The organism is Reyranella sp., from assembly GCF_004296935.1.
Lineage (GTDB): Bacteria > Pseudomonadota > Alphaproteobacteria > Reyranellales > Reyranellaceae > Reyranella.
Genome location: NZ_SCVH01000162.1, coordinates 30,404 through 43,867 on the forward strand (window position 1 = coordinate 30,404; position 13,464 = coordinate 43,867).

Annotated in this window: 13 protein-coding genes, 1 pseudogene and 1 riboswitch; of the genes and pseudogenes, 4 read left to right on the plus strand and 10 right to left on the minus strand. The window is 68.1% G+C overall.

Annotated features, from left to right (window positions below; translation table 11 throughout):
* Positions 1–25 precede the first annotated feature (25 nt).
* Together EPO55_RS23775 and EPO55_RS23780 are read right to left on the minus strand one after the other, a co-directional pair.
* Positions 26–931, minus strand: a complete 906-nt coding sequence (locus EPO55_RS23775; RefSeq protein WP_296339914.1) for a transporter — start codon at positions 929–931, stop codon at positions 26–28.
* 58 nt (positions 932–989) lie between these two features.
* Positions 990–2,690 (minus strand): ABC transporter substrate-binding protein, encoded by a 1,701-nt coding sequence (locus tag EPO55_RS23780; protein WP_296339915.1) that lies wholly within the window; start codon positions 2,688–2,690, stop codon positions 990–992.
* A 108-nt stretch (positions 2,691–2,798) separates the two neighbouring features.
* Here EPO55_RS23780 and EPO55_RS23785 point away from each other — a divergent pair, with 108 nt between their 5' ends.
* Together EPO55_RS23785 and EPO55_RS23790 are read left to right on the plus strand one after the other, a co-directional pair.
* Positions 2,799–3,809: an ABC transporter ATP-binding protein gene (locus EPO55_RS23785; protein WP_296339916.1), complete on the plus strand. Its 1,011-nt coding sequence runs from the start codon at positions 2,799–2,801 to the stop codon at positions 3,807–3,809.
* Positions 3,806–4,813 carry a dipeptide ABC transporter ATP-binding protein gene (locus EPO55_RS23790; protein WP_296339917.1) on the plus strand — a complete coding sequence of 336 codons (1,008 nt, stop codon included), beginning with the start codon at positions 3,806–3,808 and terminating at the stop codon, positions 4,811–4,813. Before EPO55_RS23785 ends, EPO55_RS23790 begins: the two co-directional genes overlap by 4 nt.
* A gap of 145 nt (positions 4,814–4,958) precedes the next feature.
* Here EPO55_RS23790 and EPO55_RS23795 read toward each other — a convergent pair whose 3' ends face one another.
* The 5 genes from EPO55_RS23795 to EPO55_RS23815 all read right to left on the minus strand — a co-directional run bounded on the left by EPO55_RS23795 (position 4,959) and on the right by EPO55_RS23815 (position 10,728).
* Entirely contained in the window at positions 4,959–5,861 is a 903-nt protein-coding gene (locus tag EPO55_RS23795; protein ID WP_296339918.1) for an ABC transporter permease, read from the minus strand.
* Positions 5,858–6,814, minus strand: coding sequence for an ABC transporter permease (locus tag EPO55_RS23800; protein WP_296339920.1), 957 nt, complete (start codon positions 6,812–6,814; stop codon positions 5,858–5,860). Before EPO55_RS23800 ends, EPO55_RS23795 begins: the two co-directional genes overlap by 4 nt.
* A gap of 178 nt (positions 6,815–6,992) precedes the next feature.
* Positions 6,993–8,174: an acyl-CoA dehydrogenase family protein gene (locus EPO55_RS23805; RefSeq protein ID WP_296339921.1), complete on the minus strand. Its 1,182-nt coding sequence runs from the start codon at positions 8,172–8,174 to the stop codon at positions 6,993–6,995.
* 78 nt (positions 8,175–8,252) lie between these two features.
* Positions 8,253–9,011 (minus strand): carboxymuconolactone decarboxylase family protein, encoded by a 759-nt coding sequence (locus EPO55_RS23810; RefSeq protein ID WP_296339922.1) that lies wholly within the window; start codon positions 9,009–9,011, stop codon positions 8,253–8,255.
* A 73-nt stretch (positions 9,012–9,084) separates the two neighbouring features.
* Positions 9,085–10,728 carry an outer membrane beta-barrel protein gene (locus tag EPO55_RS23815; protein WP_296339924.1) on the minus strand — a complete coding sequence of 548 codons (1,644 nt, stop codon included), beginning with the start codon at positions 10,726–10,728 and terminating at the stop codon, positions 9,085–9,087.
* 105 nt (positions 10,729–10,833) lie between these two features.
* Here EPO55_RS23815 and EPO55_RS23820 point away from each other — a divergent pair, with 105 nt between their 5' ends.
* The gene (locus EPO55_RS23820) at positions 10,834–11,421 is read left to right on the plus strand and encodes a hypothetical protein (RefSeq protein ID WP_296339925.1); all 588 of its coding nucleotides are present in this window, start codon (positions 10,834–10,836) and stop codon (positions 11,419–11,421) included.
* A 36-nt stretch (positions 11,422–11,457) separates the two neighbouring features.
* Positions 11,458–11,659: riboswitch (cobalamin riboswitch) on the plus strand.
* A gap of 120 nt (positions 11,660–11,779) precedes the next feature.
* Positions 11,780–12,502, plus strand: coding sequence for a hypothetical protein (locus EPO55_RS23825; RefSeq protein WP_296339926.1), 723 nt, complete (start codon positions 11,780–11,782; stop codon positions 12,500–12,502).
* Here EPO55_RS23825 and EPO55_RS23830 read toward each other — a convergent pair.
* The 3 genes and pseudogenes from EPO55_RS23830 to EPO55_RS23840 all read right to left on the minus strand — a co-directional run.
* The gene (locus EPO55_RS23830; protein ID WP_296339927.1) at positions 12,499–12,873 is read right to left on the minus strand and encodes a hypothetical protein; all 375 of its coding nucleotides are present in this window, start codon (positions 12,871–12,873) and stop codon (positions 12,499–12,501) included. The genes EPO55_RS23825 and EPO55_RS23830 overlap by 4 nt on opposite strands.
* Positions 12,874–12,887: 14 nt before the next feature.
* Entirely contained in the window at positions 12,888–13,223 is a 336-nt protein-coding gene (locus EPO55_RS23835) for a hypothetical protein (protein ID WP_296339928.1), read from the minus strand.
* A pseudogene (locus EPO55_RS23840) lies at positions 13,223–13,464 on the minus strand (hypothetical protein); the annotation flags it as partial. The pseudogene EPO55_RS23840 and the gene EPO55_RS23835, both read right to left, overlap by 1 nt.

The following is a 13,464-nucleotide window of genomic DNA, read 5'->3' on the forward strand; positions in this document are numbered from 1 at the left end:
TTTGTCGGAGTGAATGTAACGCCTTCTATAGCGCGCGCGGCTTCTTCTCCGGCGCGCCAAGAGCGATCGACAGCGTCAACCAGGCGTTCCAGCCATAGGGCCGGTTCTGGGCCGCGAACTCGTAGTAGGCCCGGGCACTGAGCGTGCCCTCGCGCCCGCCCAGGGAAAAGTCGTAGCCGACCTGCGGCCCGACCCCCGCCACGCGCCCCAGGAAGGGACCCAGCACCGCGCCCGCGCCGCTGTCGCCGGTGATCTGGTTGTAGAAGTAGCCCGCGACCCCGGCATAGAACCTGTCGTTGAGGTACTGGGAGGCCGACAGGTCGAGATGCAGGTCGATGCCGGTCTGGTAGGCGGTGTTCGGGTTCATGAAATTGTAGGTGAGGCCCAGAACGGCAGAGAACTCGTGGCCCTTCGCCTCGTCGAAGTAGGTGTAGCCCGCCCCGCCGTCGACCGCCCAGTAACCGAGCCCCGTCGTCGCCAGCCGCGACGGGTCGTAGCCGCCGACCGGAACGTTGGCCGCCGCGTAGGCCATGAAATTGTGCGCGCCCACGGTCCATTTCTGGGTGGCACTCGGGGAGAGATCGCCCACCGCCGTCATCGAATCCGAAAACGTCGTTCCCGGGTCGGCCGCCGTGTAGTTGCCCATCAGGAACGTGACGCTGAGCTCGAGCTGGCCGCCCAGCCCCGGCGTCGCCAGCGCATAGGTCGGCGTCACCGAGAGGAAGTTCGACGACGTATTGAGCCCGGACGTGACGTTGCTGCCGCGCGTGACGTTGAGCGTCGGGTCGGTGTTCGCGGTGGCGTGATAGTAGCTCGTCTCGACCGTGAAGCCGCGGGCCACCGGCACCGCGGCCTGGGCGGCAAAGGAACCGGGCAGCCAGAAGCCGGAGCCGCCCTCGTCGGCCCGCGCTTCAGGGGCGGACGCAGACATGAAGACGGCCGTCGCGAGGCATGCGACGGCCGCTTTCATTCCCTTGGGTCTCGGCAGGCTACTTGTCGAGCCAGAAGGTATCGAGCCGCACGACGTCGTAGATGCCGAAGTAATCCTTCGGATTGTGGCCCTTCACGTAGTTGTACCAGCCGTCGTTGATCTTCTCCCACGACATCGGCAGCAACGGGGGATCTTCCTCCATGATGGCCTCGGCCTGACGGATCAGGTCGAGACGCTTCTTGGCGTCGACCTCGCGGTCGATCTGCGGCAGGAGCGCGATGAACCTCGGATTGTCCCAGGCCGAGTAGTTCTGCGGACCGCCCTTGCCGTACCAGGCGTTGAAATAGTCGGACGGGTCGAGCAGCGTCGACACGATGGCGCCGATGGCGAGGTCGAACTTGCCGGAACGGACGTCGTCGAACCACACCGATTCGACGGCGGTGCGGATGTTGGTCTGCACGTTGAGGGTCTGCTGCAGCATCGCCTGGATGGCCTGCGACCACAGCTTGAAGCTCGCGACCTCACGCACCAGGTAGTCGAGCCCGGTGATGCCCTTCTCGTAGCCCGCCGCCTTCATCAGCGCCTTGGCCTCCTTGATCGAGGCGGTCGGGTCGGGCTGGTAGCCCAGCCGCTTGCTGAGTTCCGCCTTGGGCGTGGCGAAGTCCGAGAACGGGTAGATGAAGCCGCCGACCATCATCGGCGCGATGTCCTTCACCACGTCGACCAGCACCGGCTTGTCGAGCACGAGATGGAAAGCGCGGCGGACCCGGGGATCGTCCAGCGGCTTCTTCTTGTTGTTCATCCAGGTCGCCTGGATGACGCTCTGGTAGAAGTCGGCGCCGGACATGCCCGGCGTCGCCTTGACCTTGCGCAGCGAGCCGGGATCCAGCAGGCGGGCATAGTCGACGCGACCCGACAGCAGCGCGGAGCCGAGCTCGGGCGAAAACGGCAGCGCGTGATAGAACTCGACGCCGTCGAGATAGGGCAGGCCCTTGTTCCAGTAGTTCTTCCACTTCTCCATCACCCAGATCTCGGCCTCGACGCGGCGCTGGCTCTTGAACGGGCCGGTGCCGGGGATGTCGACGACGCGGCGCAGGTTGTAGCCGTTGTCCTCCAGCGTCTTCCTGCGCACGATGCCGTTCCAGCCGCTGGCGAGCGCGCCCATGATGAAGGCGGGCGGCCGGGGCTCGGCGAGCTTGAACTGCACGGTGTACTTGTCGGGCGTGGTGATCTCGCTCACCGCCGCGAACAGCGTGCTGCGCGGGATGCTGATGCCCTGCGGCGGCTTGGCGATGCGGTCGAAGGTGGCCTTGACGTCGTCCGAGGTCATCTCGGCGCCGTCATGGAACTGCACGTCCTTGCGCAGCATGAAGGTGTAGGTCTTGCCGTCCTTGGCGATGTCCCAGCTGTGCGCCAGGTCGGGAATGATGGTCTGGCCGCTGTCGCGCGGATCGCGCCGGATCAGGTTGTCGAACATGCAACCCTGGCTGCCCAGGCTGTTGATGGTACCCGACTGGTGGAAGTCGAAATGCGGCGGCCGGCTGGTGATGCCGTACTTCAGCACGCCGCCCGATTTCGCGTTGGGCTCGGCGGCCCGGAGCTGGAACTTCGAGCCGTCGTACTGCATGGGCACGCCCTGCGCCCAAGCATGGAACGGCAGGCCGAAGGCGCCCGCTCCGCCCAGGGCGCCCATGGCGGCGGCACCCTTTACGAAGTTTCGACGATTTACGCGGGAACGCTTGGAATCATACTCCGTCATCGCACTTCCTCCCATTTGGTCTTTTGCAGACCGAGCACAGTATGCTCTGATGGCTTGTCCATCTTGTTCTGTGGACCAAAGGCTAACACGATAAAATCAAGGGAGTCGATGGCGTCGCGGACAATCCTCCAGGTCGATAACCTCCAGACCCATTTCTTCACCGCGGTCGGTACCGTGCGTGCGGTCGACGGCGTTTCCTATGACCTCAAGAGCGGCGAAACCCTCGGCGTCGTGGGCGAGTCGGGCTGCGGCAAGAGCGTGTCGGCGCTGTCGATTTTGCGCCTGGTCGCCAACCCGCCCGGCCGCATCGTCGGCGGCGCGATCCGCTTCGAGGGCAGGAACCTGCTCGAGCTCGACGAGCCCGAGATGGAGCGCATCCGCGGCAACGAGATCTCGATGATCTTCCAGGAGCCGATGACCTCGCTCAACCCGCTGTTCACCATCGGCCGCCAGGTGAGCGAGGCGATCGCGCTGCACCAGGGCCTGTCGCGCAAGGAGGCGATGGACCGCGCCGTGGAAATGCTGCGCCGCGTCTACATCCCCGAGCCCGAGCGCCGCGTCCATGCCTACCCGCACCAGATGTCGGGCGGCATGCGCCAGCGCGTCATGATCGCCATGGCGCTGTCGTGCAATCCCAAGGTGCTGATCGCCGACGAGCCGACGACGGCGCTCGACGTCACCATCCAGGCCCAGATCCTCGACCTGATGCGCGAGCTGCAGGAGACCTACGGCACCGCCATCGTGCTGATCACCCACGACATGGGCGTGGTCGCCGAGAACGCCGACCGCGTCGTGGTCATGTACGCCGGCCGCAAGGTCGAGGAGGCGCCCGCCGCCGACCTGTTCGACAATCCCGGCCACCCCTACACCAAGGGCCTGCTGGGCTCGATTCCACACCTCGATGCCGCGGCGCAGAGCAACGGCGCGCGGGCGCGACTGAACGAGATCAAGGGCATGGTGCCGTCGCTGTTCGACCTGCCGCCCGGCTGCAGCTTCGCGCCGCGCTGCGGCTTCGCCACCGACCGCTGCCGCGGCGAGACGCCGGTGCTGGAGGAACAACGGCCCGGCCACTGGGTCGCCTGCTGGCACGCCGATCGATTGCTCGGAGGCGCGGCATGAGTGCTCCCCTCCTCGAAGTCTCCGGCCTGAAGAAGCACTTCCCGATCCACAAGGGCGTGTTCAGCCGCGTCTCGGGCCACGTCTACGCCGTCGACGGCGTGTCGTTCCGATTGGAGCGCGGCGAGACCCTGGGCCTGGTCGGCGAAAGCGGCTGCGGCAAGTCGACGGTCGGCCGCACGCTCCTGAAACTGCTCGAGCCGACCGGCGGCACCATCCGCGTCGGCGGCGAGGACATCACCGGGCTCGACGCCCAGCACATGCTGCCCTACCGGCGGCGCATGCAGATGATCTACCAGGATCCCTACGCCTCGCTGAACCCGCGCATGACGGCGGGCGAGATCGTGGGCGAGCCGCTGATCATCCACGATGTCGGCACGCCCGCCGAGCGCCGCCAGCGCGTCGCCTACCTGTTCGAGCGCGTCGGCCTCCGGCCGGCGGCCATGCTCTCCTACCCGCACGAATTCTCCGGCGGCCAGCGCCAGCGCATCGGCATCGCCCGCGCGCTCGCCTTGAGCCCCGAGCTGATCGTGGGCGACGAGCCGGTGTCGGCGCTCGACGTCTCGATCCAGGCCCAGATCATCAACCTGCTGATCGACCTGCAGGAGGAGTTCAAGCTCTCCTACCTGTTCGTCGCCCACGACCTCGCCGTGGTCGAGCACATCAGCCATCGCGTCGCGGTGATGTATCTCGGCCGCATCGTCGAGATGACCGACAAGAAGAGCCTGTTCGAGATGCCGCTGCATCCCTACTCCGAGGCGCTCCTCTCGGCGGTGCCGATCCCCAAGTCGGGCATGCGCGGCCGCAAGCGCGTGATCCTCACCGGCGACGTGCCGAGCCCGATCAATCCGCCGCCGGGCTGCCACTTCCACACCCGCTGCCCCTACGCCATGCCACGCTGCAAGGTCGACGTGCCGACCCTCGCCGAGGTCAAGCCCGGCCACTGGGCCTCGTGCCACCTGCACGACGGCGGTGTGACGTTCCCGCTGAAGGCCCCGGCGGCTTAGCGAAAGACTCCCCTCCCCATTCAAATGGGGAGGTGTCGGCCTCATAGGCCGACGGAGGGGTCGGAAATCCCCGTTGCGGCCCATGACCCCTCCGTCAGCGTAAGACGCTGACACCTCCCCATTTGAATGGGGAGGAGGATGAGTCTCAGACCGACCCGCGCAGCCTGGGATCGAGCATGTCGCGGATGCCGTCGCCCAGCAGGTTGAAGGCGAGCACGGTCAAGGTGATGGCGGCACCGGGGAAGAACACCAGCCACCACGGCGGCACCAGGCCGGAGTTGAGCGCATCCGACAGCATGTTGCCCCAGGTGGGATTGGGTGGCGGGATGCCGACGCCCAGGAAGCCCAGGGACGCCTCGATGACGATGGCGACGCCGAGATGGGTGGTGGCGAGAATGAGATAGGGCGCCACGCATTGCGGCAGGATGTGGCGGAACATCAGGCGCTTGTGCGAGGCGCCGAGCCCGCGCGCCGCCTCGACGTATTGCATCTCCTTGAGCGACAGCACGACCGAGCGGATGACGCGGCCGCCGAACGGGATGCGCGTGACGGCAATGGCCACGATCACCGTGCCGAGGCCACCTCCGAGCGCCATGGCGATCGCCATCGCCAATATCAGGTCGGGGAAGGATTGCAGGAATTCGATCAGCCGCTGGCTGAACATGTCGAAGCGGCCGCCGAAATAGCCGCAGGCCAGCCCCCACAGCGCGCCCAGGGTGGTGCCGAACAGGACTGCGCCAAACGCCACGGTGAGCGAGGCCTGGCTGCCGTAGATCACGCGGCTGAGCGTATCGCGGCCGATCTGGTCGGTGCCGAACCAGTGCTTTTCATCCGGCGGCTTCTGCATGGCGCGGAAGTCCGACTTCAGCGGCGGATAGGGCGCGATGACGGGGGCCGCGACCGACATGACGACGATGGCGGCGGCAACGCAGCCCCAGAAGGCCGAGAGCGGCGCGCTGCGGAAGAAGCGGCGGACTCCGGCCAGGAAAGTCCTGAGCCGCGAGGGCGCCACGGGCAGCGACGGATCGAGGGGAGAGGTGACGGTCATCGGTAACGGATCCGGGGATCGAGCAGGGCGATGGCGAGGTCGACCAGGATGTTCAGCACCACGAACACCACGGCATAGAGGAACACCAGGTTCTGCATGACGAAGACGTCGCGCTCGCTGACGGCCGTGAACATGGCGAAGCCCAGTCCCGGCGTGCCGAAGGCGCGCTCGACCGGGATCGAGCCCGCCAGCACCAGCCCCATCAGCACGCCCGACAGCGTGATCACCGGCAGCATGGCGTTGGGCAGCGCGTGCAGCGAGATCACCAGCCGGCCGTTCAGCCCCTTGGCGCGGGCCGTCCGGACATAGTCTTCCCGGATCACTTCCAGCAGGCTGGAGCGCGCCATGCGCGCGATATAGGCCGCCTGCCCCAGGCCCAGCACGATCGCCGGGCCGATCACGATCTGCAGGTTGGCGATCGGATCGACGAACAGCGCCGCGCCCGCCATCGGCGCGCGGTAGCCGAACCAGAACAGCAGCCCCAGCACGATCAGCATGCCGATCCAGAAGCCCGGCACCGCCAAAAACAAGATGCTGACGAAGCGCACGGCGCTGTCGGCCAGGCTGTTGGGCTTGAGCGCGCTCACGATCGCCACCGGGATGCCCACGACCCACGAGATCAGGACCGACAGCAGCGCGATCTCGGCGGTGAGCGGGCCGCGCCGCAGGATCATGTCGGCAACATTCTCGGAGCGGAAGAACGAGCGGCCGAAGTTGCCGGCCAGGATGGCCTTCACCCAGTCGAAATACTGCACCCACAGCGGATCGCTGAGGCCGAGGTCCTTCATGAAGTTGGCGCGCTGCTCCTCGGTGAGCTTGGTCATGCCCTCGGGCCCGAAGATCGCCACCAGCGGATCGCCGGGCAGGATACGCATGACCACGAAGACCATGATCGACACGCCGACGATCGTCAGCGCCCCGAAGGCCAGCCGTCGCGCAATATAACTATACAAGGGCCAGGCCCATCGACGCGTCTCCCGGGTGCGCGCCTCTGCGGGCGCTCGATCCTCGCCGCCATCATAGGGCGGCTTCGGGCCGCAAAGCGACTCTCATGTGCTGGGAGCGCGCCACTCCAGTGGCGCATCATGACCTTGAGCGCCACTGGAGTGGCGCGCTCCCAGCCATGACTCCCTACAGAAACACCACAGGCTTGCCGCCGAGCAGGACGTGGCCCACCGCCTCGTAGTGGGCGCCGCGCGCCTGGATCTGCTGGCTGAGCGTGTGCATGTCGCGGAAGCGGCGCTCGAAGGGACTGCCGGGAAAGATGCCGTCGACGCCGCAGGCCTTGTAGACATAGTCCGCCGCCTCGATGGCGGTGTGGATGGCGTGGGTGCACCCGAGGCGCACGCGCGCCCGGTCGGGAATGTCCATCGGCGCCTCGGGCCTGGCGCGCTCATACAAGGTGCCGACGATGTCGAGCAGATAGGCCCGGGCCGCGCCCAGCCGCGCCTCGGTGCGCGCCACCTCGGCCTGCACCGTGGGGCTGTCGGCCATGCGGCCGAGATTGCGCGGCGCCTTGGTGGTGGCGAGCTCGACCAGCGCCTCCAGCATGGCGCGGGCGATGCCGAAGGCCACGCCGGCCACGCCCACGGCATAGAGCCCGGCGTGGGTGAAGGAATAGAGCGGCCCGGTCTCGCGCCGCAGCGCCGGATCCTCGCGCTGGCTCGAATAGGCCTCGGGGATGAACAGGTCGTCGAAGGTGTAGGAGTCCGACGCCGTGCCGCGGAGCCCGATGGTGTCCCAGGTGTCGATCAACGTCGCCTGCTCGGCCCGGCAGAGCAGGATGCGCTGGCCCGGCCTTCCGTAGCTGTTGAGCCTGAGCGTGCCGTCCGCCTCCTCGACCAGGCCGTGCGCGCCCATCCAGTTGGCGGCACGGCAGCCGCTGGCGAAATCCCAGCGGCCCGTGATGCGGTAGCCGCCGGGCACCGCCTTGGCGCGCGCCGCGTTGGGCGGGCCCCAGCTCACGACGGTGTGCGGATCGCCCCAGATCTCGCGCGCCACGTCGAGCGCGATATAGGCGCCGACCAGCGCCGAGCTGTTGCCGACGAACAGGTTCCAGGCGACCGAGGCATCGTGGCGCGCCACCTCCTCGACCGCGGCGAGATATTCGCCCGGCGTCACCTCCTCGCCGCCGGCCGAACGCGGCAGCAGCAGCCGGAACAGCCGCGCCTCGTGCAACACCGACAGCAGCGCCGGCGGCAGGCGGCGCGTCCGCTCGATCTCGTCGGACGCGACGGCGACGGCGGGCCCCAGCGCGCGGGCGCGGGCGACGGGATCGTTCAAAAGAGGATCGGCGCGCTCGAGACGGTCCATGCGCGGCCCTTTCGGGATCAGTTCCGAAGCATTGCGGCTGAGGCGGAGGCGGGAGTCAATGCGGCTGGCACCGCAATATCAGGACGCCCCGCCCAGCACCTCGCTCAAGCCGCCCAGCGCATTGAGCGCGGGCGCGAAGCCGCTGAGCGGCGCGGTCTGGATCACCGCCTCGATCACTTCGGTGCGGCTGAGGCCCATGTTGAGCGCCGACTGGCCGAACTTCTTCACCTGGCCGTCGAGCTTCAGCGCCGTGAACGCCGCCACCGCGACCAGCGCGCGGCGCCGGAGATCGAGACCCGGACGGAACCAGATCTCGCCGTAGCCGTATTGCACCGCCAGCGGATAGAGCGCGCCCGTCACGTCGTTGCCGGGCGCGGCATAGCCTTCGGAGGCGCGCGACCCGTGGAGCTTCTGCATCAACTCGCGGCCGCGCGCGCTCAAGGCTTCGAGCGAGTCCTCGCGCGCCGTCTCCTCCGGCATCGCCACGCCGCGGGCGGCAAAAACCTTGGCGGCCGCCTCGACCGCCTCTTCCGATGCGGCGAAGCCGGCATAGATGCCGATCTGGATCAGGATTTCGACGATCGCCCGCGCCGACAGGCCGAGGTCGAGCGCCGCGACGACATGGCGGCCGAGCCTGGGCAGGCGCTGAACGGCGCCCAGCGCCGCCAGCGCGCACACCATGCGGTCGTCGAGTGCCAGGCCCGGCCGGCTCCAGATCGCGCCATAGACCGCCTCGGTGTTGAGCGTCCGCATGAGGGCGGGCGCGCCGTCGTCGTCGCCGAACAGTTTTTGGCGCAGGACCTCGCCCTGCGCCCGCAGCAATGCGCGATCGGTCATGGCCGCACCTCTAGAAGGATTCATTTCACAAATTGTCTCCTGGCCAGGCCACCATCTTCGTCTCCGACGCCGCCTACCGCGGCGCGTTGAACTTGTAGGAGGCCTGCACGAAAACGCCGTAGCGATCCATGCTGGCGTTCACGATGTTGGTCGGCAGATCGGCTTGCGCCGCGACGTTGGTCCACATCGCCCAGTAGCGACCGCCGATGCCGACGGTGAAGGCGTCGGTCACGCCGTAGGAGGCGACGAGCTCGGTCTGCACGCCGTTGCCCGTGCCCGACCAGGGAAAATTGAGGCCGCGGGCGCGGTGGGCGTCGAGCCCGTTGTAATTGACATAGGGCAGGAAGGCGAAATCGCCGCCGAGCTTGAAACGCTCCCACAGGCTCGCCTCGGCCGAGACGCCGAGCCGGATCGACTGCCACCTGTCGATCTGGCTGACCAGGTTCTGGGTCGGCGGGGCGGCCGGTGAGCAGAGGCCCGACGAGGGCGCCACGAGCTGGTTGCAGCCCATGGCGTTCATGGTCGCCTGGTAGATGTTGTAGCCGACGAAGACGCCCACCTTGTGGTCGCGGCCCTGCATCAGGTTGTAGCCGATGTCGCCGGTCAGGTAGGCGAGCGAGCCCACGAGATCCGACTGGGTGATCTCGTAGCCGGTGGGAACCGACGCCAGCGTCGAGGCGAGGCCCCAGTCCTCGTCGTACATCTGCCCGCCGGTGATGGCGCCGCCGCCGATGAAGCCCTTCACGAACAGGCCGAAGGGCGCATCGGCTCGGGCGAAGAGCTCGCCCGAATGCGCCGTCATGTTGTCGTAGGTCAGGCGCGAGACCAGCGCATAGGGCGCGCCGTTGGAGTTCTGGTACGAGCCCGAGCTGTACCAGTAGCGCGCGCCGGTCTCGAACTCCCAGCCCGGCGTGAAGGGCGGCGCGGCCGGCGCATCGTCCGCCGGCCCGCCGGAGGAAGAGCCGGCGCCGAAGCGGTAGTTCAGGCCCACCTTCACGAGGTGGATGTTCTGGGTGATGCTCGACGTGCCGCTGGAGGGATCGTTGGTGACGTTGCCGTCGATCGTCACCGTGCTGCTGGGCGGCGTGCCCATGCCCATGCCGCCGAAGCGGAGGTAGTCGTATTCCATCTTGAGCGACCACGAGGACGAGAGCGCATATTCGACGCCGGCGCCCACCGTCGCGCCCCAGGCGCTGATCGAGGCGTTCAGCGGACCGGCCTGGTCGGGCACGTCGGTGAAGGTGATCCCGTTGTCGAGGAAGCCCTGGTCCAGGCTGTTGACGGAGTTGTTCTGGTTGATGGCGCTGTCGGAGCGCATCCAGGCGGCACCCGCCTTGGCATAGAGCAACGTCCGGCCGCGCGGTTCGGTGAGGATGCCGAAGCGGCCCGCGAGCGTCGCGATCTCGCGCGGCGTCACCTTGCAGTTGGCGCCCACGACCTGGATCGAGGATTGCAGGCAGGTGTTGGTGCCGCTCGCCGCCACCAGGCTGGCGTCGGCCTCGAGGCCGATGACCAGTTGCGGGCGGACCTGCCAGTTGTAGCCGAGCTGGACGCCCGCCAGGAAACCCGGCGTGTTGACGTTGCCGCCGAACAGGCCGGGCCCGTCGGGGTCGGAAAAATGGGTCAGGCCCGACATCGCACCGGCATGGCCGCCGATGTAGAAGCCGGTCCAGTTCCGGAAATCGTCGGCACCGGCCGGTACGGCACGAAGAAGCATCAGGCCGATGACCGACAGAAGCAGATGCCTGATTTGAATGATCGTTCCCCCTCGTCTCGCCGCGAAGACAGAGTAGTCGATCTGGACTAGGATAAGTGCACGACCATGAAAACCGTCAGCCGCGCCTATGACACCCACGCCCATGCCCGCGAGGCCGTTGCGGCGCTGGAAGCCGCCGGCGTGCCGGCCAAGGACATCAGCCTGGTCGCCAACACGTGCGTCAGCGCTGAACTCGACGACGTGGAGAAGTTTCCCGACGCGGCCACCGGCATCGGGTTGGGCGGCGCGCTGGGCGGCGGCGCCGGGCTGCTGGCCGGCCTCGGCATCCTCACCATCCCGGGCCTCGGTCCGGTGGTGGCGGCAGGCTGGCTCGCCAGCATCGCAGTCGGCGCGGCGGCAGGCGCGGCGGCAGGCGGCATCGTCGGCGCCCTGGTCGATGCCGGCCTGTCGCAGGAACACGCCGACGTCTATTCCGAGGCGGTGCGGCGCGGCTGCACCCTGGTGAGCGCGCGCGTGGCCGGCAAGGACGGCGCCCGGATCCAGGCGATCCTCGATCGCTACACGCCGATCGATCCGCAGGCGCGAGCCCGCGACTATCGCCGCGACGGCTGGACGTCCTTCGACCCCAGGGCGCCCGCCTACACACCGAGCGAGGCGGAGCTCGAGCGTATCCGGCGCGACTCGAGGATTTAGCCTGACGCAGCGAAGCTTGACGCTGCGAATCGCTGCTGCCAGCATGGCCTTGGTGGTTCCCGCAAGGGAACAATAGGGAACGCGGTGCATCTTTGGGTGCGATGCCGCGGCTGCCCCCGCAACTGTAAGCGGCGAGCTCGAGACCGGACGTGCCACTGGGGACCGACAGGTTCCCGGGAAGGCGGTCGAGAGCTGGGACCCGCGAGCCAGGAGACCTGCCACCAACCGCGGTCACACGCGAGCGCATTGGGCGGGGTGCCCCGATGTAGGAACCGGTTCCTGTCCGCCCGCGTCCAGCGTGGCGGCGGGCGTTGGCTACAGGCTCGTGGTGACGATCGAGTTGCACCGCGAGTCTGTCATGAAAAATCGTTCCGTCGTTTTCCTCGCCTTCCTCCTGTTGTCTCTGCCCCTCTTCCCGGTCCTGGCGCCGGGGCCGGTGGCCTGGGCGGCGGGCGGCGCCCAGATCGTCGATGACTCCGAAGTCGTCGATCCCGGCACCTGCCAGCTCGAGACCTGGGTAACGGGCTTCAGCATGGAGGTCGGCGGTGGCTACGCCAATGCCACCAACACCTGCACGCTCTCCTCCCTGCCCCGGCTCGAGTTCGGCCTGCAGTTCCAGCACGTCTGGTTCGGCGGCACGCCGGGCTCCGACCAGCTGCTTGGACCGGCACTCAAGGTCAATCTGATCCCGCAGGACACCGGCGTCGGGCTCGGCCTCGCCTTCAACGGCGGCGTCAACGTGGCGACCGGCGAGTTCGAACTGGGCACACTGATCATGCCGGTGTCGATCCCGCTCAACGACAAGGCGCGGATCAACCTCAACGCCGGCTGGCAGTTCATCCGAATCGCCGAGTCCCAGAGCGGCTTCTTCTACGGCGCCCAGATCGAAAGCAAGATCGGCTGGGAGGAAGTCAGCCTGATGCTGGAAGTGTTCGGCCGCGAGCCGGGCTACACCGGCGTGCAGATGGGCCTGCGCTGGCGGCCGAACGACGGGGCGCTCGAATTCGATCTCCTGGGCGGCAGCTACTTCGACACGGTGAACGCCAAGTTCTTCACTGTCGGCGTCACCTTCCGCTACTAGCGGCAGCAGCCCGCGAGCGCGGTGCCGTCGGGCAGCGAGAGCAGGACACGGAAGAGATCGTCCCGGCCGCCGGGCGCCGGGCAGGCCTGGCGCTCGATCACCGCCACCAAGTCGTTGCCGGCGCCGGCGGCGCGGCCGCGCCACACGACAGTGCCCGGGCGCTGGTTGGCGATCGGCGTCGCCTTGCCGGCGAAGTCGCTGCCGCCTTTCAGCAGCGCCGGTTCGGGTGCCTCGAGGCGGGCCTTGCCTGCCGTGATCGCCAGGCTCCAGAACGGCTCGCTGCCGCCGCAGGCCAGCGTCGCCGGCACCGGCTGGGCGGAAGCGGCGCCGGCCAGCAGCCACGCGAGAAAGAAGGAGGCGAAACGCAGCATGAACCCGGGGCCCGCTAGCTGATCGGCCTGGTGCCGCAGCGACGCCACAGCTGGTCGGGATTGGACGGCGCCTTCATACGCATCTGGGTCTCGCTCAGCAGCACCATCGAAATGGTGGCGCCGCCATCCGGCTCGGCCGCCGGCGCGACATAGGCGAAGCCGTGGCGGTCGTAGTCGCCCTGGATCTCGGCCCCCGCCGGCGTCGTGAGCTGCGGTCCCTTGATGGTGAGCCGCCGTCCGTCCTCGTGGCACCAGTTGCCGTCGATCGCATCGGCCCGCGCCGGGGTGGCGGCGAACAGGGACGCCGATACGACCAGCGCCAGCGAAACCGGGGAGACGATGCGCGGCATCAGGTGCCGCAGAAGGTCTTGTAGCCGCTCTGGTCGCCCGTCGGCGGCAGGGCGTAGGCCGCGAACTCGGGCCGCTCCTCGAAGGGCCGCGCCAGCACCGTCATCATCTCCTCGAACGGCGCGTAGTCGTCATGCTCGATGGCGGCGGCCAGCACCGCCTCGACGCGGTGGTTGCGCGGAATGTAGACGGGGTTGGTCGCCTGCATCGCCGCGCGCCGTGTGGCGCCGTCCTGCGGTTCAG